The organism is Aliiruegeria lutimaris, from assembly GCF_900099935.1.
Classification (GTDB): domain Bacteria; phylum Pseudomonadota; class Alphaproteobacteria; order Rhodobacterales; family Rhodobacteraceae; genus Tropicimonas; species Tropicimonas lutimaris.
Genome location: NZ_FNEK01000005.1, coordinates 1 through 24,807 on the forward strand (window position 1 = coordinate 1; position 24,807 = coordinate 24,807).

General features: G+C 60.5%; 26 protein-coding genes and 1 pseudogene. 4 read left to right on the forward strand and 23 right to left on the reverse strand.

Annotated features, from left to right (window positions below; genetic code table 11):
* Positions 1–248, reverse strand: a 248-nt coding sequence (locus BLR85_RS03725; RefSeq protein ID WP_139188298.1) for a transposase, incomplete at its 3' end; no start/stop codon positions are given.
* 89 nt (positions 249–337) lie between these two features.
* Between BLR85_RS03725 and BLR85_RS03730 the strand changes: the two are divergent.
* A pseudogene (locus tag BLR85_RS03730) lies at positions 338–1,438 on the forward strand (IS110 family RNA-guided transposase); the annotation flags it as partial.
* A 591-nt stretch (positions 1,439–2,029) separates the two neighbouring features.
* Here BLR85_RS03730 and BLR85_RS29005 read toward each other — a convergent pair.
* The 7 genes from BLR85_RS29005 to BLR85_RS03765 all read right to left on the reverse strand — a co-directional run bounded on the left by BLR85_RS29005 (position 2,030) and on the right by BLR85_RS03765 (position 9,631).
* Complete coding sequence (locus tag BLR85_RS29005) at positions 2,030–2,194, reverse strand: hypothetical protein (RefSeq protein WP_170844447.1); 165 nt, start codon at positions 2,192–2,194, stop codon at positions 2,030–2,032.
* 181 nt (positions 2,195–2,375) lie between these two features.
* Positions 2,376–2,624, reverse strand: a complete 249-nt coding sequence (locus BLR85_RS30420) for a transposase (protein WP_093149836.1) — start codon at positions 2,622–2,624, stop codon at positions 2,376–2,378.
* 712 nt (positions 2,625–3,336) lie between these two features.
* Positions 3,337–3,897 (reverse strand): Lcl domain-containing protein, encoded by a 561-nt coding sequence (locus BLR85_RS03745; protein WP_093149840.1) that lies wholly within the window; start codon positions 3,895–3,897, stop codon positions 3,337–3,339.
* A 353-nt stretch (positions 3,898–4,250) separates the two neighbouring features.
* Entirely contained in the window at positions 4,251–5,696 is a 1,446-nt protein-coding gene (locus tag BLR85_RS03750; RefSeq protein ID WP_093149844.1) for a TrkH family potassium uptake protein, read from the reverse strand.
* A 22-nt stretch (positions 5,697–5,718) separates the two neighbouring features.
* Entirely contained in the window at positions 5,719–6,165 is a 447-nt protein-coding gene (locus BLR85_RS03755) for a CBS domain-containing protein (RefSeq protein ID WP_139188299.1), read from the reverse strand.
* Between the two features lie 331 nt (positions 6,166–6,496).
* The gene (locus tag BLR85_RS03760; protein ID WP_093149854.1) at positions 6,497–8,809 is read right to left on the reverse strand and encodes a polysaccharide biosynthesis tyrosine autokinase; all 2,313 of its coding nucleotides are present in this window, start codon (positions 8,807–8,809) and stop codon (positions 6,497–6,499) included.
* 63 nt (positions 8,810–8,872) lie between these two features.
* Positions 8,873–9,631 carry a DeoR/GlpR family DNA-binding transcription regulator gene (locus BLR85_RS03765; RefSeq protein WP_093150250.1) on the reverse strand — a complete coding sequence of 253 codons (759 nt, stop codon included), beginning with the start codon at positions 9,629–9,631 and terminating at the stop codon, positions 8,873–8,875.
* 199 nt (positions 9,632–9,830) lie between these two features.
* Between BLR85_RS03765 and glpD the strand changes: the two genes are divergently transcribed.
* Both glpD and glpK read left to right on the forward strand, forming a co-directional pair.
* Entirely contained in the window at positions 9,831–11,429 is a 1,599-nt protein-coding gene (gene glpD / locus BLR85_RS03770; RefSeq protein ID WP_093149858.1) for a glycerol-3-phosphate dehydrogenase, read from the forward strand.
* Positions 11,430–11,533: 104 nt separating this feature from the next.
* On the forward strand, positions 11,534–13,021 hold the full coding sequence (glpK, locus tag BLR85_RS03775) for a glycerol kinase GlpK (protein ID WP_093149861.1): 1,488 nt from the start codon (positions 11,534–11,536) through the stop codon (positions 13,019–13,021).
* Positions 13,022–13,113: 92 nt separating this feature from the next.
* Here the strand turns inward: glpK and BLR85_RS03780 are convergent, their stop codons facing one another.
* The 14 genes from BLR85_RS03780 to BLR85_RS03845 form a co-directional block, all read right to left on the reverse strand.
* Positions 13,114–14,418 carry a UDP-glucose dehydrogenase family protein gene (locus tag BLR85_RS03780; RefSeq protein WP_093149865.1) on the reverse strand — a complete coding sequence of 435 codons (1,305 nt, stop codon included), beginning with the start codon at positions 14,416–14,418 and terminating at the stop codon, positions 13,114–13,116.
* 141 nt (positions 14,419–14,559) lie between these two features.
* Positions 14,560–16,047: an ArnT family glycosyltransferase gene (locus tag BLR85_RS03785; protein ID WP_093149868.1), complete on the reverse strand. Its 1,488-nt coding sequence runs from the start codon at positions 16,045–16,047 to the stop codon at positions 14,560–14,562.
* Positions 16,019–16,327 carry a lipid-A-disaccharide synthase N-terminal domain-containing protein gene (locus BLR85_RS03790; RefSeq protein ID WP_093149871.1) on the reverse strand — a complete coding sequence of 103 codons (309 nt, stop codon included), beginning with the start codon at positions 16,325–16,327 and terminating at the stop codon, positions 16,019–16,021. Before BLR85_RS03790 ends, BLR85_RS03785 begins: the two co-directional genes overlap by 29 nt.
* A gap of 4 nt (positions 16,328–16,331) precedes the next feature.
* The gene (locus tag BLR85_RS03795; protein WP_093149875.1) at positions 16,332–17,072 is read right to left on the reverse strand and encodes a glycosyltransferase family 2 protein; all 741 of its coding nucleotides are present in this window, start codon (positions 17,070–17,072) and stop codon (positions 16,332–16,334) included.
* An 87-nt stretch (positions 17,073–17,159) separates the two neighbouring features.
* Positions 17,160–18,230, reverse strand: coding sequence for a LacI family DNA-binding transcriptional regulator (locus BLR85_RS03800; RefSeq protein WP_093149879.1), 1,071 nt, complete (start codon positions 18,228–18,230; stop codon positions 17,160–17,162).
* A 116-nt stretch (positions 18,231–18,346) separates the two neighbouring features.
* Positions 18,347–18,886: a flagellar basal body-associated FliL family protein gene (locus tag BLR85_RS03805; RefSeq protein ID WP_093149882.1), complete on the reverse strand. Its 540-nt coding sequence runs from the start codon at positions 18,884–18,886 to the stop codon at positions 18,347–18,349.
* Positions 18,887–18,897: 11 nt separating this feature from the next.
* Positions 18,898–19,626: a flagellar basal body L-ring protein FlgH gene (gene flgH / locus BLR85_RS03810; RefSeq protein ID WP_093150254.1), complete on the reverse strand. Its 729-nt coding sequence runs from the start codon at positions 19,624–19,626 to the stop codon at positions 18,898–18,900.
* 5 nt (positions 19,627–19,631) lie between these two features.
* Positions 19,632–20,084 carry a flagellar basal body P-ring formation chaperone FlgA gene (gene flgA, locus BLR85_RS03815; RefSeq protein WP_093149886.1) on the reverse strand — a complete coding sequence of 151 codons (453 nt, stop codon included), beginning with the start codon at positions 20,082–20,084 and terminating at the stop codon, positions 19,632–19,634.
* Positions 20,081–20,866: a flagellar basal-body rod protein FlgG gene (gene flgG, locus BLR85_RS03820; protein ID WP_093149890.1), complete on the reverse strand. Its 786-nt coding sequence runs from the start codon at positions 20,864–20,866 to the stop codon at positions 20,081–20,083. Before flgG ends, flgA begins: the two co-directional genes overlap by 4 nt.
* A gap of 12 nt (positions 20,867–20,878) precedes the next feature.
* Positions 20,879–21,592 carry a flagellar hook-basal body complex protein gene (locus BLR85_RS03825; protein ID WP_093149894.1) on the reverse strand — a complete coding sequence of 238 codons (714 nt, stop codon included), beginning with the start codon at positions 21,590–21,592 and terminating at the stop codon, positions 20,879–20,881.
* Between the two features lie 4 nt (positions 21,593–21,596).
* On the reverse strand, positions 21,597–21,863 hold the full coding sequence (locus tag BLR85_RS03830; RefSeq protein ID WP_093149898.1) for a flagellar biosynthetic protein FliQ: 267 nt from the start codon (positions 21,861–21,863) through the stop codon (positions 21,597–21,599).
* 3 nt (positions 21,864–21,866) lie between these two features.
* Entirely contained in the window at positions 21,867–22,157 is a 291-nt protein-coding gene (gene fliE, locus BLR85_RS03835) for a flagellar hook-basal body complex protein FliE (RefSeq protein WP_093149903.1), read from the reverse strand.
* A 12-nt stretch (positions 22,158–22,169) separates the two neighbouring features.
* Positions 22,170–22,562, reverse strand: a complete 393-nt coding sequence (gene flgC / locus BLR85_RS03840) for a flagellar basal body rod protein FlgC (protein ID WP_093149906.1) — start codon at positions 22,560–22,562, stop codon at positions 22,170–22,172.
* An 11-nt stretch (positions 22,563–22,573) separates the two neighbouring features.
* Complete coding sequence (locus tag BLR85_RS03845) at positions 22,574–22,963, reverse strand: FlgB family protein (RefSeq protein WP_093149910.1); 390 nt, start codon at positions 22,961–22,963, stop codon at positions 22,574–22,576.
* 81 nt (positions 22,964–23,044) lie between these two features.
* Here BLR85_RS03845 and BLR85_RS03850 point away from each other — a divergent pair, with 81 nt between their 5' ends.
* Positions 23,045–24,364 carry a FliI/YscN family ATPase gene (locus BLR85_RS03850; protein ID WP_093150258.1) on the forward strand — a complete coding sequence of 440 codons (1,320 nt, stop codon included), beginning with the start codon at positions 23,045–23,047 and terminating at the stop codon, positions 24,362–24,364.
* Between the two features lie 61 nt (positions 24,365–24,425).
* Here the strand turns inward: BLR85_RS03850 and BLR85_RS03855 are convergent, their stop codons facing one another.
* Entirely contained in the window at positions 24,426–24,800 is a 375-nt protein-coding gene (locus BLR85_RS03855; RefSeq protein ID WP_093149914.1) for a hypothetical protein, read from the reverse strand.
* Positions 24,801–24,807: the final 7 nt, after the last annotated feature.

Genomic DNA, 24,807 nt, shown 5'->3' on the forward strand with positions numbered 1-24,807 from the left:
TCCAAGGTGAGTTGACCGATCTTCGCGTGTAGGGAGGTGATGTCGATTTCCGGTTCCTTGCTCTTCGGCTTGTCCTCGAACACATCAGACACGCCATCGAGCAACTGGTCTTTCCACTGCTTGATCTGGTTCGGATGCAGGTCGAACTGGGTGGCCAGTTCGCTCATCGTCTTGTCGCCCTTCAGCGCCGCCAATGCGACCTTCGCCTTGAACGCGCCACTGTGGTTTCTTCTCGGACGTCTTGCCATCTTTCGCTCCTTCTTCCCGGCATCGCTGCCGGATCGGGAGCAGAAAATCCACCTAACTCAACCGTTCAGATTTCCCGAGCCACCTCTCTTTGGCCAGCTATGACCTGCCGGTGCGGATCGGGTTCGAGGCAACCGGCAATTATCACCGGCCCTTGGCGCATCATCTCGGTCAGGCCGGGTTCGAGCTGAAGCTTGTGTCATCCGTCGCGCTGGCCCGGACACGCGAAGCTTTGCACAACAGCTGGGACAAAAACGACCCAAAGGACGCCCAAGTCATCCTGCACATGCTGGAGATCGGCGCAGTGCAGTTTTTCCACGATCCGCTTGTGACTGGCGTTGCTGACATCCAGGAGCTGTCTAAAACGCATGAGATCGTTTCACGCTCAAAGACCGAGCTGTGGCATCGCATACTGACGCATTACCTGCCGCTCTACTTCCCCGAAGCCGAACGCTATCACCGCAGCTCGCGCACTGACTGGTTCTTGGCATTCCTCGAGAAGTATCCGACGCCGCATATGATCACGGCCATGAGCCGTGAGGCCTTCGTTGCAGATGCGTGGCAGGTGGTCGGCCGGAAGGTCTCAAAAGAACGCCAGCTTTCAGATATTTACGCAACGGCGGTTGGCTCTGTGGGACTGCCCGTTCACCCGGAGTCCGACGCCGTTCGTATGTTCCGCCTTGTGCTGGCCGAAGGCCGAAGCCTGGTTCGCCAGCGCAACGAGATCGAGACGCGGGCGTTCGAACTTCTATCTGATCATCCCGACTACCAACTTCTGACGACCGTCCCTGGCATCGGCCCGATCAACGCCTTGACCATCCTGGCCGAAGCTGGCGATCTGCGCCGTTTCCGCCACCATCGCCAGTTCCTGAAGTTCTGCGGCATGGACCTCGCAACCGTGCAGTCCGGCATGTTCCGAGGCCAAAGTCGCATCTCGAAGTATGGCAATGCACGGCTTCGCAGAACCCTATGGATGGCTGGCCAAGTTGCAGTGCTCAAACGCACGAACAGCTTCCGCGACAAGTTCGAACGCTACATCGCGCGGGACCGACACAATGCCCATTTGCGTCGCAAGGCCTACACCGCCATCGCGGCCAAGATGGCACGCACCGTACACGCCGTGGTCAAACACGGCGAACCCTATCGCCCCTTCTTCGAGGGGGTGAGCCCAGGCGGAAGGACCCTTGTCTGATAAGAGCCGTGGAGGCAGTTCGATGACCTCGTAGATAATGTTCAGGTCTTCCGCTTGGGAATTTGGATCTCGTCTTAAGGACGGTGAGGGCCGCGATGCTGCGTACCCTGTGTTTGCTATGGGAGAGACCGCTTCTTGACGGCGGAGACCGCTTGGGCAACCATATCAGGGCATTCGGGACACCGGATGTCCCATGACCTGCTTACCTAACCAGCAAAATCTTCCCGATATAGGACGTTGTCGCTGATAATCATGCCGGGCTTTCAGTGCCGCAGGAACAGCCCGTAGAGCACCTCAGGCACATCCTCTGAATCCATCCGTGTCCGAACCTCCAGCGGGTGCCCTTGGCGAGTGAATGCATCCAGGACAGTCAGCATCTTGTAGCTGGGCCCGTTGCTGAGTTTGTGGCGAACGAAATCGACGCTCCGGACGTGGTTCGGATGTTTCGGTTGGAGCCGGAAAATCGAGCTGTCCTCGTGAAAGAGTCGCTACTTTTTCTACTGGCGCTGAGGGAGTTGTAGCCTTTCGTCGTCCCAGAGGCGCTCGATCGTCTCCGGCGCTTTCGCGACCCCACTGGGACCACGGTCGCTTTCAGTTGTGATTGACCTGCCAGCCCTCGATCCGCAGCAACTCGGTAACCTTGCGATATCCGTGGCGACCATTGCTCTTTGCCAGGCGGATCAAGGCCCGCCGCAGGAAGGCATCGTTCTTCTCGGCGTCTTGGTTCTGCATCGAGCTGCGGGCAAGGCCGATCACCTAGCGGGTTCGCCGCTCGGACGCCGCGAGCTTCTGGCGGGTATAAATGACGGCCTGACGAAGTTGACTCGGCTTCAGGTAGGCCAAGTCTGCCTTGAGGATCGTTCTGCATGCGCCTCGAACCGGTGGCAGCTGCATGCCACTTACTGTCCAACTCCAGCTCAGCCACGGTTCTGCGCGCTTACGCGGCCGCGTTGCGGCGCCAGTCCCCTGAACTCTTCAGCCTGGCATTTTCCTTCTCAAGGCAGTGCAAATCCGACAGTTGCGACTTGCCTATGCCAACGAAGCGATAACGCCAGTTGTGGCACGTGGCATCCGTGACACCGTTGGACCGACATGCCGTTCGCACGTCATGTCCATCCACCAACTTCAGTTCAATCTCGCGCAGCAGCTTGAGGATATCCTCGTCCGGGTACCGTTTCCGAGCGATCTACCATTCCCTTTTTTCGGCTAACGTAGAGGCCCAGTTTTAGGGGGGTAATGACAGAATTTCTAGAAGGTCGGCAGCCGTTTAGGCGCCCGGAAGACGGGGCCAACGAAAGCCTGGATCCGGCGGTGATCGATTCAATCGGCGCACGTGACCACGCGGGGATTTTTTCGTCCAACATGGCAGCGATCCGTCCGACCCAGGCGCGGGCGGAATAGCTCAGCGTCGGGGTTTTGACACGTCCTTTGTCCGCCTGCATCTGCCGGCAATCGTTGACACGGCTGGTGCCAGTAAGCTGCCGCCCTCGTAGACCCTGACGTTGAGCGCGACCGCGCGCCGTTGAAACGCCTGCACGGTGCGAGACGGGTTCGCCTGTCCAACGCCTTCGACGAGCACGGCTGTGATTGCGTGTGGCGGGAGTCAGCCCGTGAAGAGCTTGCAGGTCTTCGGTCTGTTCATGATCGAAGCCAATATCGTCCTCGACCAGATTCTCGATCTCGACGGAAGTCACCGTGAGCGGGATCTCGGGTAAAGTGCGACCGAGGAGATGGACGCCGCTTACCGTCCGACCATCTGATCGAGCCAAATGCCGAAGGTCATCGCGCGTTTCAGGAGCAGTTCCCCGCAAATCGACACTTCTTTACAGATCAACCGCTCCGGAAACGTCATGCAATTCCTGAATGCAGGGAAATGCGATATCGGCTTCGTGGAAGCCTCACGCCCAGTGCAGCGGAGTCCGTACCATCGGCACATGGTGATAGAAGCGTGTGATCCGCGCCGTCAGGAGGTGTGGTTCGGGGAAAATGGTGGGAGTGGCACGGAAACCACCACCTACCCCGACCGGACTTCGAAAAACTGCCTCCGTGATCGACGCGGCATTTCTACCGTCTGTTTCAACCAGTTTCGAGAGCCCGCCGTGAGTGGTGACGCTTCGAAGTCTTCTGAAAGGAACCGCTGGCGTCTCCGGATCATGGTCATGTGTTCTGGTCGTGATGGCCGGAACCAACTCGTCCGGCAGCGCGAGATGACCGATCTCCAGGGACGCAAGCTCACAGGAATTGGGGAGCCGCCAGTCGTTGAAACCACAGTGACGCAGCGCGTTCTGACGGTTGACCCACTCCAGCGCGCCGAACCAGTCCACGCAGGTGCCGCAGGTCTGCCGGCTCCACATCAAGCCTTGGTCCCAATCGAATAAGACACCGTTGCCGGAGTCACTTCGCGTTTGGGTTGAGGGACTTTGACGACCCATTCTGGCCATTGCCGGGCGTGTAACCATGTCTTTTTGCTAACCTGTGCCGCTGACCGGAATTTCTTGCCGGCGAAGCCAATCTGGTCGGAGATTGTGGAGACAACAGGAAGTTGCGAGCGAACGTAACACCGTAGGATCGGACGGTGGAGATGAAAACAAATTTATAAATATCAGATGGATATGTCTTTTTGTGGTGGCATTTTCCTTTCGAGCCGAAAGCAGGCCGCGGACCGCGTTAGTAGGTCGTTAACTTTTGTTCCAGATTTCCTGCACATTGCCGAATCTTGCCGTCAAGTGGTCAGAACATACTTGGGCCGAAAGCAGGCCGCGGAAGACGGTGAGGGAATTTCTCACGCGGAGGAAGCCGCCTTGGTCCGTGCTCAGCCCGTCCAGAAACGGCGGGTAAAAAGCACGTAAAGAGACAGGATTTCGAGGCGGCCAGCAAGCATCCCGAAAATCATGATCCACTTGGCCGTTGCGGGGAAGGCTTCGAGCGACCCCGAGGCGCCGACCGCTTCGCCGAAGGCCGGGCCGATATTTGCAACCGACGTCCAGGCGGCGGTCACCGATGTCTGGAACGACAGGCCAGTCAGGGCAATTCCGACCGATGTCAGTCCGAGGGTAAGGATGAACAGGGTGAAGAAAGCCATGACGGAATCGATCACGTCCTTTTGCAGGCGCTTGTTGGACAGGCGCAACGGGACGACAGCGCTGCGCGAGCGCATCTGCTTCACCATCTGCTTGACGCTTTGCCACAGAACCAGCCAGCGAAAAATCTTGACCGAGCAGGCCGTGGAACCCGTGCACCCACCGATCAACCCGGCGATGAAGACGACCGTCAGCGCGAAGCCGCCCCAGCGGGTGATATCCTCGCTCGCATAGCCGGTGCCCGAGAAAAGCGTCACCACGTTGAAGACGGTTTCGCGCAGGATATCGGTAAATGTCCCTTGATGAAGCACCAGACGATAAAGGACGAGCATTCCGCAACACAGGATCAGGAGTTGAAGATAGACGCGCACCTGTGGGTCGCGAAACAGGTGCCCGGGGCGTCCTCCGAGAAGCTGCACCAGCCGGACGAGGGGGAAACTCGCCAGGATCATGTAGAGGGAGGAGACGTATTCCAAAGGGCCTTTATAGGGGGCGAACGACGCGTCCGAAGTCGAGAAGCCGCCGGTCGAAATCGTGGTCATGGCGTGCACGATCGCGTCGAATGGGCTCATGTGGAACGCCATATAAGTGAAAAGGCAGGCGAGCGTCAGCAGGATATACACCCTCAGCAGCGACAGGGCGATATCCATTGCGCGGGGCATGATCTTGCCCAATGTGTCGAAGCCTTCCGTCAGGAAGAACTGCATCCCGCCAACGCGCATCGCGGGCAGAAAGATCATCGCGACGATGACGATCCCGAGACCGCCAAGCCATTGTAGGATGCCGCGCCAGAGCAACACGCCATGGGGCAGGTTTTCAAGGCCGTGAAAGACGGTGGAGCCGGTTGTCGTCATCCCCGACATGGCTTCGAAATAGGCATCCACGAGGCTCGCATGCGGAATGCCGAGAACGAATGGAATCGCGCCGACGGCCGGTAGGACGCTCCAGACGAGGGAGGTCAGCAGGAAGGCCTGCCGGCGATCCATGAACCGAATGGACGCGCCCGTCGTCGCGAGAACGACACAGGCTGACAGAAACAGAACGATCACGCCGTCGAGAAAGAAGACCAGCCCGGACTGCCGTCCGCCGAAGGCATCGACGACTCCGCAGACCAGCATCAACACGCCCATGACCATGGCCAGATAACCGGTGATGTTGATGACGGGACGGATTTGCATGGAAATGGCTCTTGAACCGCTCTTAGTCCAGGGGCGTCAAACGACCGGCGGCGAGGTCCCGGAGGGTGTCTACCTCCAGGGTGTCGTCCTGGTGAATGCACTCGAGCAGGTCTTTTAGGGTTATCATCCGGACGAACGCTCCGTCGCGAAGCATGGCCAGATGCCGGATATGGTTTCGGCTCATGAGCTTCAGTGCGGCAGACAGGCGCGTGTCGGCTTCGCAGGTGATCGCGGGACGACTCATGCAGAATCTGACGGTTTCGTCGGACAGGTCCGGACCCCGCTTCACCATGGCGCGAATGATGTCGTGATCTGTCAGGATGCCTTCGACCCCGCCGTGGATATCCACCACCGCGAGCGCGTTCACGTCCAGATCTACAAGCTTTTCGGCGGCCCTTAGGACGGGCATTTTTGCAGAGCAGCATGCGCGAATACCGGACTCGTAATTTCCGATACGTTGAACCGACACGAGCGCTCTCCTTGTTCTACCCGGAACGCCGGGTCTGGCCGGTTATCGAAATACTCGAAGTGACGAAACAGCTCTGGAGTTCCACAACGATGCCAAAAAGTCTTTCAGGACTGGCAGGATACGTTCTGCCCAATTCGATCCGGTCCGGAGCATCGGGCCGGTCGCAGCGCCGCCTGGAGTTCGAAATCTCGGCAGAAACTGTATCGCCTCTTTTTTGGTTCGCCACCTTATGTCAGCAGAGGTGCAGGACGGCGGGGACGGTATGTCAGTTGCCAGCGAAGGTCAAGATCGGCGGGGTGCGGCGTGAAAACGGTGTCCCTTTCGGCCGCTATCAAGAGTTCTGGTAATAACCGCTCTTGGCGTAGCCATAGGCGCCGTAATCATGCCCATAGCCGTAGCGCCGCATGCCCTTGGGGTTCACATGGGTCAGGATCAGGCCCGTGAGTCTTGTATTTCCGGAAGAGACGGCCGCGATCCCCTGCTGGACGACGCTTGCAGGCGTGCTGTCCCATTTGACGGCCAAGATCACGGCGTCCGAATGGAGGGCGATGGAGCGCGCGTCTGGCACAACGAGAACCGGAGGCGTATCGATGATGATCTGATCATAGGTTTCGCGCAGTTCCTTGAGCAGATCCCCGAACTTTGCCGATGCAAAGAGGTCCGCCGCGCTGACCGAGGCGTTCTCTCCGGGCAGGACGTCGATGCCAAGGCGTTCGTCCTTGAGGATGATGTCCTTCAACTCGGCGTCGCCGGATAGAACGGACACGAAGCCCTTGTTGTCATCCAGCGTGAAATACTGGTTCAGAACACGGCGGCGAATGTCGCCTTCCAGCAACAGGACCTTTCCACCTAGCGCCGCGTAGTGATGCGCCAGCATGATCGATGTCGTGGTCTTGCCTTCGCCCGGCGCACAGGAGGTCATCATTATGATCTTCGGGGGATTGTCCAGGTTGGACAGCTCGATCGACGTGCGAAGGTTCCGGGTCGCTTCAGCCGAAGTCGAGGTCGGATTGCTCAGGATGAATTCGACCAGCCTGGATCTCCGTCGCTGGCTAATGAGCGGGATCTGGCCCATGACCGAATACCCTGTCACCGTTTCGAGGTCGCGGGCGGTGCGGAAACCCCGATGCAACAGTTCGCGCAGAAGGAAAATGGCGATCCCGACAAAGCCACCCGCCACCAACGCGACAGCCAGGATCAGGGATCTCCGAGGTTGAAATGGCGCATTCGGAGCGACGGCCTGCGAAATCACCCGTGCGTCCGCCCGTTCGATGCCCTGCTGGATCGAGAGTTCCCGTAGCCGGACAAGGAAGCTTTCATATAGCAGTCGGTTGGCTTCCACTTCCCGTTCCAGCTGTTGAAGCGTGACCAGGTCTGCAGACTGCTTTTCAACCGATGCCGCCAATTCAGTTGCGGATTTTTCCAAAGCGCGATGTTGCTCTTCCAACCGGGTCAATTCGAAGCGCTTGCGTGTGACAGCCTGTTCCACGAGGGCGTCGAAAGATGCATCGGTTGCACGACCGTTTGCGACATTCTGGGCCGCCCTGTTGAGGGCGACATCTTTGGCGACTGCGAGTATTCTCTCCCGTTCGCCGCTTTCGACAGCTTCCTCCAGCTCGGACAACTGCTCCCGCGCGCGTTGCGCCTCACGCAGCTTCGCGTCTGACCTGTCTCGCATTTCCTTCAATTGTCGGTTCATGCCCTCGAGCGTTTCGATACTGACGAGGTCGATCGAGGCATTGAAATTTTTTGCTGCAGTTTCTGAGGCTTCAAGGTCGGCGCGAAGATCTGCAAGGCGCTCGGACAACCAGACCAGCGCTTGTTCGGATGCGGCGAATTTTCTCTGAAGCTGGTCTTCGATATAGACCTCCGCCAGGCTGTCAGCCAGAAGCGCAGCCTTCTCGGCTGATTCCGATACCGCTGTGATGGTAAAAACGACCGTGTATTCGATGTTCTCAATTTTTAACGCGCCGAGAACATTGGAGACAACGTTTTCGCGTATGCGCTCCTCGCTTGGCGGAGGTGCGGGATCTGTTTCTTCTACGCCAAGAACGGTCATCAATACGGAACGGAATGCGGCCCTGAGCGAAAACGAAGGGGACTCAATTTCTTCTTGGTCCGGCGGTCCGAACTCGGGATCGTTCATCAAGTCCAGCTTGCTAACCAGCATGTGGCCGAGTTTCCTCGATTGCAGTATCTCGATCTCGGTTTGCGTGCCTTGGTAATCGCTGGCGGAAACTCCGGTTACCATGGATTCGATCGGGCTGAATTGTTCTGTTTTTTCTTCCGCCGCCAGTACCGTCTGGGCTCGGTACATCGGGACAGATTTTACATAAGCCTGATAGCCGCCGGCCAAAACGCCGAGTGCCGCGCAAACTGCGATGATCCACTTGCCACGCCAAAGGGTGTTTAAAATGGCGAGAATATCAATCTCGTCGTCGCTATTTTCTCGATTGAAACCCGCAGTGGCGGTCTCTGCAGTACGGTTGTTTCGCAAACTCTCGTTCATCAGATATTGCTCAAATAACGGGGCGAACTGGCCCGGACTGTTCAATTTGGTGAAACCTGTTTGCACCTGACGCATGTCGCATGCATGGATCGCGATCGCGATGCCGGCTCCCTGCCAATCGGCTTGCGGGATCAATGTATTCTTGGCAATGTTTCCATCAAAGGCCCGCGGCGCGTTGCGGACGCCATCGACGAGGGTTCACACCACCACCACTTCCGTGCCCCAATCCCGGCACTGCCGGCTCAGGGACGTCGTCAGCGGGCGGTCGGTGAAGAAGTTGTCGATCTCGCCGAGTGAGGCGATGCGGGCTGGGGCAGTCCGCTGGAACTTGGAATGATCGGCCACCAGGAAGCTCTGGCGGGCCTGTCGCAGGATCGCCTGCGAGACATGGACCTCCTCGATATCGAAATCGAGCAGATCGCCGTCATGGTCCAGCGCCGAGCATCCGATTACCGCGATGTCGACCTTGAACTGTTCGATCACTTCACGGGTCAGGGCGCCGGTCAGCCCGCCATCGGAGCGGCGCAGCATCCCGCCAGCGACCGTGATGTTGATCTCCGCGTTGGCGACCAGAATGTTCGCCACATTGAGGTTGTTGGTGATCACCATCAGGTTGCGATGTTGCAGCAGAGCCCGCGCCACCGCCTCTGTACTGGTGCCGATATTCAGGAAGACAGAGCAATCATGCGGGATCGCCGCAGCGCAGAGCGCGGCAATCGCTCCCTTGGCATTGGTATTGAGGTCCCTGCGGTCCTCGTAGCCGATATTGGTTACGCCGGATGGCAGCATTGCGCCGCCATGCACGCGTTCCAGCTTGCCGGCCTCGGCCAGTTCGGTCAGGTCGCGCCGGATCGTCTGATGGGTAACACCGAACCTGGTTACAAGGTCGTCGACCGTGACCTTTCCCTGTTGCCGGGCAAGTTCGAGGATGTCGGTTTGTCGGAAGCTCTGTGCCATGGCGCGAAAATGTTCGAAAATTTTGGTTTTGGGAAGCAAAAACTTCAGGTCTCCTCACAACCGCACGAAATGGCACGCAAAAATACTAAATATCGATCACAAAAGAACTAAATCGAACATATTCGATTGACCGACTCATCCGTTTCCGCTTTCTATTGGGGGGAGACAGCAGCCGAAGTTCGAAGGATAGACATCCGACATGTCCGAGAAGCGCTCGCAGCGGGAAATTTTCGATGTTTTCATCATTGGCGGCGGCATCAATGGCTGCGGCATCGCGCGCGATGCCGCGGGGCGCGGGCTGAAAGTCGGACTGGCGGAGATGGGCGATCTTGCGTCGGCCACGTCTTCGGCCTCGACCAAGCTCTTCCACGGTGGTCTGCGCTATCTTGAATATTTCGAGTTGCGCCTGGTACGCGAAGCGCTGATCGAGCGCGAGGTGCTGTTGCAGGCAATGCCCCATATCAGCTGGCCGATGCGTTTCGTGCTGCCCTATCACCCCGACATGCGTTTCGACAGGCAGACCCCTGCCTCTCGGCTGCTTGGCTGGACGATGCCCTGGACAAGGGGGCAACGGCCTTCCTGGATGATCCGTTCGGGGCTGTTCATGTATGACCATCTCGGGGGGCGAAAGATCCTGCCGGGAACCACCTCGGTCGATCTCAGGAACGATCCGGCAGGTGTGCCTATCAACGACAAGTTCACGAAGGCCTATGAATACTCCGATTGCTGGGTCGAGGACGCCCGGCTTGTCGTGCTCAACGCGCGCGATGCGGAGGCGCGCGGCGCTCATATCATGGTACGCACCAAGGTTACCCGCGCTGTCCGTGATGCCGGCGTCTGGAAGATCACGCTGCAGAATTCCGAAACCGGCGCCAGCCGGCAGGTGCAGGCTTCCATGCTGGTCAATGCGGCGGGGCCATGGGTGAAGGATGTGCTCGAAGAGATCGCCCATGCCGACACGCGCGAGAGCGTGCGCCTGGTACGTGGCAGCCATATCGTCACGCGTAAGCTCTTTGATCACGACAAATGCTATTTCTTCCAGGGACCGGATGGGCGGATTGTCTTCGCCATTCCCTACGAGAGCGATTTCACCCTGATCGGGACGACCGATTTGGAACATGACAGGGCCGATACAAAACCTGTCTGCACCGAGGAAGAGAAGGCCTATCTCATCCAGCTGGCATCGGACTATTTCAAGCGGCCGATCACCGAAGAGGACGTGGTATGGACCTATTCCGGCGTGCGCCCGCTTTATGATGACGGAGCCAGTTCAGCTACGGCTGCGACGCGGGACTATGTTCTCAAGGTCGATTCGGATGGCGATGCGCCATTGCTGAGCATCTTTGGCGGCAAGATCACGACATATCGAAAGCTGGCCGAAGCTGCTCTTGAGAAGATCTCGGCCCATGTCCCCGGCGCGACCGGGAAATGGACCGCGGGCGCGCCCTTGCCGGGCGGGAACTTCCCGGTCGACGGTGTTCCCGCCCTGATCGCGAAGGCGCAGGCCGACTATCCGTTCCTCGACGCGGCTTGGGCAAAACGGCTGGTTAGAGCCTATGGTACCGAGCTTTGGCAGGTTCTGGGCGATGCAGTCGAGCTTTCTGACCTTGGGGTGTTGTTCGGCTACAACCTGACCGAGCGCGAGGTTGCCTGGCTTATGGACAAGGAATTTGCGCGCACGACCGATGACGTGCTGTGGCGGCGTTCGAAACTCGGCCTCCGTCTGGATGCGGAGCAGGTCGCGGCGCTCGATAAGTTTATGAAGGGCGTCCGCGGCGGCGCTCCGGACGCGGCCTGAAGACACCTTTTCGCGCATTGCGCGGCGTGACAGGGTTCCAGCATCATCTTTCGCCGCCGAGGAGGATCGTGCGGCGAAGGACAAATCGAAAATAGGGCAGAGCCATGACCCACATCCTTGCCATCGATCAGGGCACGACATCCAGCCGGGCGATCCTGTTCGATAAACAGATGCAGATCCGCGAAATCGTTCAGGAGGAGTTTCCGCAGCATTTTCCCCATTCCGGTTGGGTCGAGCATGACCCGGCGGATATCTGGAATTCGGTTCTGAGGACTTGCCGTGAAGTGATCACGAAAGCTTCGCTGCTGCCGTCGGACGTGATGGCCATCGGCATCACCAACCAGCGCGAGACGACGCTCGTCTGGGACAAGGAAACGGGCGAGCCGATCCATAACGCCATCGTATGGCAGGACCGGCGGACGGCCGCGATTTGCGAGGAACTGCGCTCGGCTGGCCATGAACCGCTCGTCGCCCAGAAGACTGGACTTCTGCTGGACCCGTATTTCTCCGGCACCAAGCTGAAATGGCTGCTCGACAATGTCGAAGGCGTGCGGGCGCGGGCGGAAGCGGGCGAGTTGCTCTTTGGCACTGTCGACTGCTTCCTGATCTGGAAGCTGACGGGCGGTCGCGTCCATGCGACGGACGCCACCAATGCCGCGCGGACACTGATGTACGACATCCACAAGGGTGGCTGGAGCCTGTCCATCTGCGAGTTGCTCGGCATTCCGGTCGAGATGTTGCCCGATGTGCGCGACTGCGCCGCCGATTACGGCGAGACGGATCCAGCGCATTTCGGCGAGGCGATCCCGATCCTCGGCGTGGCCGGAGACCAGCAGGCGGCAACCATCGGGCAGGCCTGTTTCGAGCCGGGGATGCTCAAATCGACCTATGGAACGGGCTGTTTCGCGCTGCTGAACACGGGCGACACCCCGGTGCAATCGAAGAACCGCTTGCTGACGACCATCGCCTACCAGTTCGGCGGAAAGCCGACCTATGCGCTCGAAGGCTCGGTCTATATCGCGGGCGCGGTCGTGCAATGGCTGCGCGACGGGCTGAAGATCATTTCGTCGGCGCCGGAGAGCCTGCCGCTCGCCCAGTCGGCTGATCCTTCGCAGAATGTCATCCTCGTGCCGGCTTTCACCGGCCTCGGCGCGCCCTATTGGAATGCGGAATGCCGTGGCGCGATCTTCGGTCTGACGCGCAACAGCGGCCCGGCCGAGATCGCGCGAGCCGCGCTGGAAAGCGTGGGCTTCCAGACGCGGGACCTGTTGGAAGCGATGCAGGCGGACTGGCCGGACCGAAGCGCCGAAGCGGTGCTGCGCGTCGATGGCGGCATGACCGCCAATGACTGGGCGATGCAGTTCCTGGCCGACATTATCGGCGCGCCGGTCGACCGCCCTACGATCCTGGAGACGACAGCGCTCGGTGCTGCCTGGCTGGCCGGGATGGAGGCCGGTCTTTACCCCGACCGGGCCGGTTTTGCCGAGACATGGGCGCGCGACAGCCGTTTCGAACCGGCGCTGGAAGACGAGACGCGGGAAGAGAAATACGCCGCGTGGAAGCGCGCCGTGCAGGCGACGATGTCCGTCTGATCGCCCCGGATCGGGACATTGCGGAAATGGACGGCGTGCAAATAAAAGCCCGGTGCGGAACCGGGCTTTTCTCTTTTCGATGAACGTACCGTTTACCGGCCGACGGCGACAAACTTTTCGAAGCCGGCGGCCTTGGCGTCGGCCTCGGTGTAGATATTGCGCAGGTCTGCCATGCGCGGCGTTGCCATGCTGCCGGCGACGCGTTCGAGATCGAGCGCGCGGAACTCGTTCCACTCCGTCAGGATCACCAGGAGATCGGCGTCCTCGGCGGCCTCGTAGGCATCTTCCAGCCACTCGACGCCCGGCAGAAGCGCCTCGCCTTCGCGACGGCCTTGCGGGTCTACCACGCGGACCTTGGCGCCGCCGCCGACCATGGCCGGGACGATCGTCAGCGAGGGAGACTCGCGCATGTCGTCGGTGTTCGGCTTGAAGGTGACGCCCAGAACCGCGATGGTCTTGCCGTTGAAGCTGTCGCCGCAGAGGTCGCGCAGCTTGTCGATCATGCGCCGCTTCACCGCCTCGTTCACGCGGATGACGGTCTCGGTGATCTCCTGCGGAACCGAATGGTCCTGCCCGATCCGCGCGAGCGCGCTGGTGTCCTTCGGAAAGCAGGAGCCGCCATAACCGGGGCCGGCATGCAGGAACTTGTTGCCGATCCGCCCGTCGAGCCCCATCCCCTTGGAAACGGCCTTCACATCGGCGCCGACGCGTTCGCAGAGTGCCGCGATCTCGTTGATAAAGGTGATCTTGGTCGCAAGGAAGGCATTGGCGGCGTATTTGATCATCTCTGCCGATTCCAGGTCGGTGTAGACGATCGGGAAATCGCGCAGGAAGAGCGGGCGATAGATCTCGCCCATCGTCTCCTTGGCACGCTCCCCGTTGATCCCGACAACAACGCGGTCCGGCCGCATGAAATCGTCGATCGCCGCGCCTTCACGCAGGAACTCGGGGTTGGAGGCGACGTCGAAATCGAGATCGGGGCGCGTTTCGCGCACGATCCGCTCGACCTCGCGATTGGTGCCAACGGGGACGGTGGATTTCGTGACGATGACGGCGTAGCCGGTGAGGCAATTGGCGACCTCCTCCGCGGCTGCATAGACATAGGTCAGGTCCGCATGGCCATCGCCGCGCCGCGTCGGTGTGCCGACGGCGATGAACACGGCATCGGCACTATCGACAGCCGTGGCCAGATCCTCGGTGAAGGACAGCCGGCCGGCGGCCACGTTGCGTTCCATCAGCGAGTCGAGCCCCGGCTCGTAGATCGGCACCTCGCCGCGAACCAGCATCTCGATCTTGGCCGGGTTCTTGTCCACGCAGACAACCTCATGCCCGAAATCCGAGAAACACACCCCAGAGACCAGACCCACATAACCGGTCCCGATCATTGCAATCTTCATGAATTTGTCTCCGCAGGTTCCTGAATGGTGCAAAGCGAATGGTGCATCGCGTCCGCGCTGTCAATGCGACGGGGGGCGCGGTGCTCGGAGTATTGCCGACTTGTCCGGGTTTCGCCTGTGACAAAGCGGGCTCGGAACGTCTTAATTGCCCGGACGCGCGACCAGGCATTGCGCGTCGACCAGGAACAGTTTCTGCGAACGATGGGCATAGGCACCGTTTTGCGGAGCGATCCGGCCCAGCGAGACAGATTCCGTGCATTCATTGGGAGCGTTCTTTTGTTTGCTGACAAACAGGACCGGTTCCGTAAGATCCGAAGGCATGGAATGTTTGAGAACATAGTGATTGGGGGCACGTCCTGAAACCGGGCGGGCATAGACCGCAATCGGGCCGTCCTTGTTGAAATAGAACAGATCGGCCAGCACATCGCGGTCATCCGCGACGATGGCGCGCACCCCCCTTGTTTTCGCCGCTTCGAGAATACTTTGGCTCATGTCGCTGCGCCCCAGATACCGGGCCAGCAGCAGTTCGCCGTCGGCGCCGAGGCGCAGACCGGTTCCGAACACCGTCAGGACCGGCAGGAGGACTGCCAGCAGGAGGTGAATGCCCATGCTCACTTTCAGCAATCCCGGGCGATTGGTGAGCAGCCACGGGACGACCAGAAGCGTTCCAGCGATATAGGCAGTCGCCGCCCAGTTGGCATAGGCCTGGCTGAGAAGCGCCTGAACGGAGACGATGGCAAGGATAGGCAGCGAAAACAGCAGCAGGAATTTCTGTTCCGCCGAGATGCGCCGGGGGCGGGCTGCGAGATAGAGAAGGCAGGCAAACAGGATCGGACCGAAAACCGCGAATTGCGAGCCGAGGAATTCGGCCAGTCCGACGAAATTCAGCGTGGCATTGTCGCCCGGGTTCCGTACCCAGTCGGCATTGTCCAACGTGTGCTCGACCGTGCTCAACCCGTTGGCGAGGTTCCACAGGATATTGGGCGATATCGCCAGCAGGAAAGCGGCGAAACCAGAGGCTGCCGGTTTCCATCCCGGTCGGGCCTGCCAGAGCAGGGCGGCGGAGAGGCCAGCGCAGATGATGAAATAGACCGCCGCGTACTTGCCGAGAAAGCCGATGCCGAGCGAAAGACCGGCCAGGATTGCCCAACGATGCGAGCCGCCGACGTCCAGCCCGCGCATCCAGGCCAGCAGGGACAGCACGAGGAACGGTACCATGACCGTGTCGGTCGAGATCATCAGGCTTCCGATTGCGACCATCGGCAAAGTAACATAGGTCGCGCAGACCCAGATCGCGGCTTGCTTGCCGAAACGGGGTGCGGCGATTGCCGCCAGCAGCAGCCCCGTTACGCAATGCAGCAGCGGACCCGGGATGCGCACCCAGAAGCTCGCATCCGACCCGCCGATCTCCGTGGCCGCCCGTATGGCCCAGCCGATCAGCGGTGGCTTGGAATAGTAGCCGAAGGCCAGCTCCTGCCCCCAGAGCCAGTATTGCGCTTCATCAACGAACAGATCGGTGCGGTTTGCCGCAAGCAAGGCAATGCGGAATGTGGTGACCGCCAGCGCGACCAGAAGGGCGGGAGCGAACCAACCGCGCGTTTCAGCGGGCGATTTTGCGGCGTTCGGCATGGATCAGCCAGAGGTTCCGACAATAGATGAAGACGCCCATGGATTGACCGAGGATGAAGACCGGGTCCTTGCGGTAGACCGCATAGGCGAACAGGATGAAGCCGCCACCAATGGACAGGTACCAGAAGGCGAGTGGAACAACCGACCGGCGCGCGCGTTCCGAGGCGATCCACTGCACGAGGAAGCGGGCGGTAAAGAGCAACTGGCCGCCGAGGCCGATCATGACCCAGAGGAACTCGGTCCAGTTCGAGACGGCCAGAATGCGGAAGACCTGTTCCATTATGTCAGATACCTTCCTGTCCGGCGTCGAAACGTTCCTGCGGCTGGGCCTTCTTGCGGCGTCGAATGAGCCAAGAGACGGCCAGCAGGTCCGGGATACCGACGAGGGCACGCCGGAAATTGGTGTAGTTGGAGCTTCCGGCCTGACGTTCGCGGTGGCTCACATCGACCAGCAGGATCTCCCAGTTGTCGCGCTTGAAGAGCGCGGGCAGGTAGCGATGCATGTGATCGAAATAGGGCAGGGCGAGAAACGCGTCCCGGCGGAAGCCCTTGAGCCCGCAGCCGGTATCGCGGGTCCCATCCTTGAGGATCCAGGCGCGCAGGCCATTGGCGAATTTCGACCCCCAGCGTTTGGAAAGCGTGTCCTGGCGGGCGACGCGCTGGCCGGCCACGAGTCCAAGCTTGCCGGTCTCGTCGGCAAGCAGCGGTTGAAACAACTTTGGAAGCTCCGAAGGCGGGTTCTGCCCGTCGCCGTCCAGGGTGCAGATGACACGGCCTTTCGCGGCCAGAACGCCGCTGTGAACCGCCGCGCTTTGCCCAGCCGAATTCGGGTGCGACAGCAGTCGGACATTGCCGAGAACCGTGTTCATGCGCAGTGCCTCGGCGGCGGTTGCGTCATCCGATCCGTCGTCGATGACAATGATTTCCGAGGAGACGTCCGAGCAGGCTTCCGCGATCCCTTCCAGAAGAGGGCCCACATTCACCTCCTCGTTCTTCATCGGGATCACTACCGATACATCGACCATTTCCGCCTCGCTCTTCTATGTCCGACCATGCCGAGTGGTTGCAGCCGGGCTTTAACGTCATAGCAGGCCACATGTCCATGGCTGCGGTCATTGACGCTGGAGAGTGTCTCCCATCGTCACTTTCGGCATCAGGACGACATGCTCGCCACCGGCGAGGGCGGGGGAGCCTGCGCGCTCGGCAATAATCCGCGCCGCGGCCTCGCCGATCTCGCGCCGGCAGGAATCCATCGTAGCCAGTTGCCGGGGAAGCCCGTCGAGAAGCTCAATATTGTTGAAACCGGCCATGCCGACCCGTCCGGGAATGTCGATCCCGTTCTCCATGCAGTAGAGCATGCCGCCCGCACCGATCAGGTCATTGGAGTAATACAGGAAATCCAGGTCCGGGCTGCGTTCGAGAATGGCCTTGGTCATTTCCCGACCCTTGCCGAAGCCTGAGCCGCCTTCGTAATATTCTTCGTCGGCCAGCTTCATTCCGGCCGCTTCGAGCGCATCGACAAAGCCGTCCAGGCGCTTCTTTGCCCGGTGGTCCAGCGGCATCTTCGTGCCGAGGAAGCCTATCCGCTTGTAGCCGGCCTCGATGATCGCTTGCGCCATGACGCGCCCGGCCCGCCGGTGGGAAATGCCGACCACCGAATCAATGGGCTCTCCGTCGACATCCATGATCTCGACCACCGGGATCCCGGCATTCCGGAGCATGGCCTTGGAGGCTTCCGAGCGTTCGAGCCCGGCGATGATCACGCCGGACGGCCGCCAACTCAGCATTTCATAGAGGACCTTTTCCTCCTGCTCGGGGCGGTAATGGGTAACGCCGAGAACAGGCTGAAGTTCGGTATCTTCCAGGACATTCGAGATGCCGTCGATAACCTCGGGAAAGACCATGTTGGAGAGCGAAGGCAGGATGACCGCCACAAGGTTGACGCGGCTCGAGGCGAGCGCGCCCGCGATCTTGTTCGGTACGTATCCAAGTTTCTTCGCTGCGGCGAGAACGCGCTCGCGTGTCGCCGCGCTGACGTCGCCACGGTTCCTGAGAACACGGCTGACGGTCATTTCGCTTACCCCGGACGCTTCTGAGACGTCCCGCAAAGTCAGCGGTCTGCGCGCTTCGGTTGGGGTCGTGGCTGCGATGCCGGCGGAAGAGGTGGGATCATCAGTGCTCATGGCGGAGTGTTAGCGCCAATTCTTGCCTTGTAAAAGCGCTCACACTGCAGATCGCCGCTGAAAAGCACGGCAATCTGTCGCGATATGTCTTTTGGGTCACCAAAGCGCTCAAGGGCTCACAGGTCCTGACGGGCAATATCGGTGATCAGGACGTTCAGGATGTCATGCCCGACGAGCTTTCGGCCTGCCAGTTTCAGCTCGCGACGCAGGATGTCCATGTTGCCACCGCTGGTAATTATGCCGTCGAACCCGCCCATGTTCGCATGATCGAACAGGACCTGCAGGAACGTGTCGCGAAGACGCGGCTCCAGGGCAAAGATCTTTTCGCGGTAGCCGAGCGTTGTCTCGAGGCTGAGCGAGAGCACGACCATCGATACCACGCGGCCATCCTTCAACACGGGCACGATGAACTGGTTGTTCAGTTTCGTGAACTCCGTGTCTCCGGAGACCGTATCATGCCCCCCATCCTTCGTGTCACCATGGCCATCGGACTCGGTAGAATCGGCGCTTAAAGGTTGCGCGGCGTGGGCGTCTCCCGCTGCTGCCGCGTTTTCCGACTCGCTGCCCGGAACCGGGGCGGGTTTCAGATAGAGCCCGGCCCCGACACCCGTGGCAGCGCCGAACAGGGCAAGCAGGAGTGGCAGGATGAGACGCATGACGACACTCCTCAGAATGGCAGGATGATATCCGCGACCTGCTGGCCATAGCGCGGCTGCTGCACATCCGTGATCTGACCCCGTCCGCCATAGGAGATCCGGGCGCCGGCGATCTTGTCATAGGTGATCTCGTTCTGCCGGGTGATGTCTTCGGGGCGCACATAGCCGGTCACGAGCAGTTCCCGAAGCTCGAAATTCACGCGAACCTCCTGGCTGCCCTGGATTTTCAGGACCCCGTTCTGGAGAACCTCGACGACGGTTGCCGCCACCCGAAGTGTCAGTTTTTCCTTGCGCTTCACCGATCCGTCGCCTTCGGAGGAACTGGAGGATGACAGATCCACAGCTGGATCGAGCGAAGCACCTTCAAGGAACTTTTTCGAGAAACGGGTGTCGAGCCCCATGAGATTCGAAACTGCCATGTCTTCGCCTGAGCTGCGCGAACGTGCGGTCGAGTTCGAGATCTCCGCCTTGTCATTGATTTCGATGACGACAGTCATGATGTCGCCCATCTGGCCGGCCCGCCGGTCCCCGAGCAGGGACTGCCTGTCCTTGCTCCAGAGCGATGCGGTCTCGGTGGGTCGTTCTGTCGTCAGGGTCTCGGGCAGCGGAATCACCGACATCGCCCGGTGTTCATACGTTCCGGCAGTCTCGGAAAAATCCGGGCGTTTGCCGACATCGGCAACACGGGCGCAGGACATGAGGGCAAGGCTGGCGGCGATCAGGATCGCGACGTTTCTCATCATGGTCACTCCATTCGAGAGAATTGCATTTCGGTCGGTCCCACGAGCACACGGCCGTGGGCATCCACTGTTCCTAAAACGGTCGTGCGGGACTGCAGGTTCATGGCACGGACGCGATCGCCAAGCGCGGCACGTGCCAACGAACGGCCGTCGGTCGTGATCGCGAGACCGTTATGGTTGAAGACCAGGGGAACGATCTGGTTGCGCTCGATCAAGGCGGGCGGCGAGAGATCTTCTGGTCTGATGGCCCGCCCGGCATAGAGGACCACCCGCGCTTCCATTCCGACGGCGGTCTCCACGTCCGACATCGCGCCGGGCAACGTGTCTTCGACAAGCTGAACGTCCTGGGCGGAAATGATCGACCGCGATCGGATCGTGTGTGTTGCAACCAGCGATTCGGCCGCAGCCTGTCCGGCAAGGGCGATAATGAGCGGGAGAGCGAGCGGGATCGTTTTCATCGGATCTGCGTCGTTGCGCCGAGCATCTGGTCGACAGCGGAGATGACCTTGGCGTTGAGTTCGTAGCCCCGCTGGGCCTGGATCAGGTCGGTGATTTCGCGCACCGAGTCGACAGAACTGTCTTCGAGGTATCCCTGGCGCACGGTGCCGAGCCCGTCCTCGCCGGGCGTTGCAACGAGAGGCGGGCCGGAGGCCTCGGTCTCCAGGAAGAGATTGCCGCCAATCGCTTCGAGCCCCTTCTGGTTGGAGAAATCCGCGAGGGTGAACTGGCCCAGCAACTCGGCATCCACCTCGCCGTCGAAATAGGCATAGATCTCACCGTCCGGATTGATGGAGATCGACCGGGTGTCGTCCGGCACCGTGATCTCCGGCGCGATCGCGTAGCCGTCCGAAGTCACCACCAAGCCATCGGCGGAAAGTTTGAGTGCACCGTCCCGTGTATAGGCCGATGCGCCCGAAGGAAGGGTCACCTCGAGGTATCCCTCACCGTCGATCGCGATATCCAATTCGCCATTGGTGGCGGAAAGGGATCCCTGCTGGTGGTCGACCGTCACGGCGGAAGGCCGGACCCCAAGGCCGATCTGAACGCCGGTCGGGACTATCGTGCCGTCGGAGGCATTGATCGTGCCGGGGCGCGTGAGCTGTTGGTAATGAAGATCCGCGAATTCGGCGCGACGCGCATTATAAGCCGTTGTGCTCATATTCGCGAGGTTGTTGGAAATGACATCGACCCGCATCTGTTGCGCGGCCATGCCGGTAGCGGCGATCTTGAGCGACTGCATCAGTGCCTCCAATTATCTTGAGAGCGTGTCGATCAGGCTCGACAGCCGTTTACTTTCGCGGTCGGAAAAAGATTGACCAAGCTCGTAGCTGCGCTGGACTTCGATCATCCGCGCCATTTCGATCACCGGGTTCACGTTGGAACCCTCGACGAATCCCTGCAGAACCCTTGGGGAATCAACTGGTTCGAAGTCCCCGGCCAATGAGAATAGCGTGTCGCCTTCCCGTTTCAGGCTTGCGGGGTCTGCGGGGGCGACCACGCCAATACGTCCCAGTGGCCGGCCATTTGCGCTGATCGTGCCGTCTGTCGCGATGCTGACACTACCGGCATCCGGCGGCACGAAGATCGGGGCGGCACCCTCGTCGAGGACAAGAAAGCCATCCGGCGTCATCAGGTCCCCCATGTCTCCGGGAAAAAAGCTGCCCGCCCGTGTCAGCCGTTGCCCTTCCGGCGTCTCGACGAGGAAAAAACCGTCGCCTTCTATCGCCACATCAAATGTTCCACCGGTTGGCTCCAGGCGCCCCTGGCTCAGGTCAAGATTGCGCGCCCGGGCGGCGGCCATGGAAACGGACTGATCGGCATTGCCGGCCGACTTGATGAATTCCGAGAAAACCACGCCTTCCCGACGAAACCCGGTGGTCGACATGTTGGCGATGTTGTTCGCGATGCTCTGCATCTCGTTCAGCAGGCCCGATTGCCGTGACAGGGTGACATATCCTGCGCTCATTGCTTCAGACTCCTGCGATGAGCGGAATGATCCGCGCCGTGAAAAAGCTTACCAGTGTCTGGGTCATGAAATTCATCGACATCCAGAACACGACCACGATCGCCAGCAGTTTGGGTACGAAGGTCAGCGTCATCTCCTGGATCGAGGTCAGCGCCTGGAACAAGCCGACGGCCAGTCCCGCCACGAGTGCGACCCCGAGAATGGGCATGGCGATGGTGACGCCGGTCCAGAGCGCCTCTCGCAGCGTGTCGAAATACGCGGCTTCATTCATGGTTCAGACCGGCATCCGCATGATTTCCTGATAGGCCTCAACGACCTTGTCGCGCAGGGTTGATGCCGTCTCGATGGCCAGTTCGCTTTGCGTCAGGGCCATGACGAGGGCGTGAGGGTCGGCTTTGCCGACCATCGCCGCTTTCGCAGTCGCCTCCGTTTCCTGCAGACCGGCGGCGAAATTCGTCGCCGCAGCCTGAAAGCTCTCGCCGGCATTTGCCGGTTTCTGTGTGGGAGTGAGCGCGGGCTTTGCCGCAATGTAGCCTCTTGGGGCCTGTGTCGCCTGGATTACCATTCTGGTTACTCCTTACTTTCTACGCAGCTCGAATAGGCTCGAGGTCATTTTCCTCGCCTGGTCGAACATCTTGAGGTTCGCCTCGTAACTTCGTTGCGCCTGTCGGGCGTCTGCGATTTCGACGACGAGATTCACATTGGATCCGTCGTAATGCCCGCTGTCGTCCGCCATGGGATGAGACGGGTCGTAGACCTGCTCCAGCGGCCGCTGGTCGAGCTGCACATGTCCGGTTGTCACCAGCTCCATGTCGCGGCTTCGATCCAGCTCGCTTTCGAAAGGCACCATTTTCCGGCGGAATCCCTGTGTGTCGGCACTGGAGATGTTCTCGGAGATATGGCGCAGCCGCGTAGACTGCGCTTTCAGGCCGCTGGCGGACACGGCCATGGTGTTGAGCAGGTCACTCATCGCGAAACCTCCTACCGACGCCCGATGCTGGCGCGGATCACTCCCAGACCACTGCGGTAGATCGAGATCGCCATATCGTGTTGTTGCTGGATTTCTGCGGATTTCAGGATTTCGTCTTCGAGCGAGACGGAATTTCCGTTCGGCGCGACGACACCGGATTCCACGATCCTGGCCCTTGCCGCCGCTTCCTGGCCGTTGTGACCGATATGGCCCGGGCGCGTCGCGCGCATGGAGCCTTCGTCACCGAACGCGGTATAGCTGTCAGCAAAACTCGGAATGTCTTGCTGCCGGTAGCCCGGCGTGTCGACATTCGCGATGTTCGCGGCCACGACCGACTGGCGCGCAGCGGCAAGTTGGGCCAGTTGCTGCGCCATGTTCAGTAGTTCGATTTTTGTTGTCATCGGGGGTTCTCCCTCGGCTTTCAATCAAGGCTTAACCCCGATTCCTTTAGAAACAGTGTGCGTCCAAAAGGGGAACACATGATGAACGGCAGAAGCCTCGAAACGCTTGCTTGCGAAATCCGCTCAATGACACCCGTGCGGCCCGTAGGGCGCGTTGTCGCCGCCGGCCACGGCATCCTGACCATTGGTGGCCTGCAAGAGGACGCGGCACTGGGCGATCACGTCCGGCTGGAGACGCGGCACGGGGTGTTGCGGGGCGAGGTGATCAATATTTCGCGGGACGGAGTCGCCGTTTTGCCCGATGGCTCCGGGGAAGGCATCCGAATCGGGGATCCCGCCGTTCTAAAGGGGGCGCCCGTGATCGCTCCGTCCGATCACTGGGTCGGCCGCATCGTTGACCCTTACGGAAATTCGCTGGATGGCCGGAGCCTGGGGCGGGGCGCCACCGAGAGGCCTTTGCGGGCGTCGCCGCCGGTTGCAACGCGCAGGCGGCCGCTCGGGGAACGCCTTCCAACCGGTCTTGCCGTGTTCGATACAATGCTGCCGCTGGTTCGCGGGCAGAGAATCGGGATCTTTTCCGGCTCCGGCGTCGGAAAGTCGACCCTTCTGGGGAACCTGACCCGCCAGGTCGATTGCGACGTCGCCGTGGTGGCGCTCGTCGGCGAACGCGGGCGGGAAGTTCGGGAATTCGTCGAGTCCAATCTCGGGCCGGCGGGCATGAAGAAATCCGTCGTGGTGACAGCGACCTCCGATCAGCCCCCGCTGGCCCGTCGTCGCGCCATGTGGACGGCGATGAGCATCGCGGAGCATTTCCGGGACCAGGGCAAGCATGTGCTCTTTCTGGCTGATTCCGTCACACGCTTTGCCGAGGCGCATCGCGAGGTCGCTCTCGCGGCGGGTGAGTCCTCCTCCCTGCGTGGGTTCCCTCCGTCCACGGCGCACCAGATCATGACCCTGGCCGAGCGCGCCGGACCCGGAGACGTCCGCCATGGCGGAGAAATCACGGCAGTTTTCACCGTGCTCGTCGCAGGGTCGGACATGGACGAGCCGGTGGCGGATATTCTGCGCGGCGTTCTCGACGGGCATGTCATCCTAGACCGTCAGATCGCGGAACGCGGTCGCTTTCCGGCGGTGGACCTTTTGCGTTCCGTTTCGCGCAGCCTGCCGGGAGCGGCGAGCGAGGCCGAGAATGCCCTGATCCGTCTGGCCCGTCAGCGCCTTGGGGCCTATGACCGCGCCGAGGTTATGATCCAGGCCGGTCTCTATACATCCGGCAGTGACCCTGAGGTCGACGCGGCGATCCAGGTCTATCCGCAACTCGACAGCTTTCTTGCGGAGCTGTCGCCCGAAGGACCGGAGGGCGCGTTTGCACGGCTCGGGGCAATCCTAACCCGCAGATGAGCGCGGCTTCTTCTCGGAAGCGAAACTCAAAACGGCCGGTTCATCCGTCTTCCGGGGCGGACTAACGACGTTTCCTTTCGGCATCCGCTTGTACCAGCAGTTTCGACAGTGCGTTATCCTTGGCAAAGGTACGCCGAGCCGCTTCCTGTTCGCGCGCCAATTCCGCTCGCAGGCGGGCAACGGTCATGTTCTGGCGCGCCCGCTCCCCATCGACCCAGCGAAGCCAGCGCGTTGTCGAGAGCACCTGCGCGACATCGAGAGCGTCGCCGGGCGCGATCTGCTTCAGGGCGGTTTCCCTGTCCCGCGCCAGCTTGTTAAGGCGCGCGGTTGCCGCGCGCTCCTCCCCGGCCTTTTCCCGAAGCGACTGGCTGGCTGCGAGCCATGCGGCCTCGGTGACGGATTTCAGGCGTTTGAGGTCTCGAAGGCGGTTTTTCATGACGTGA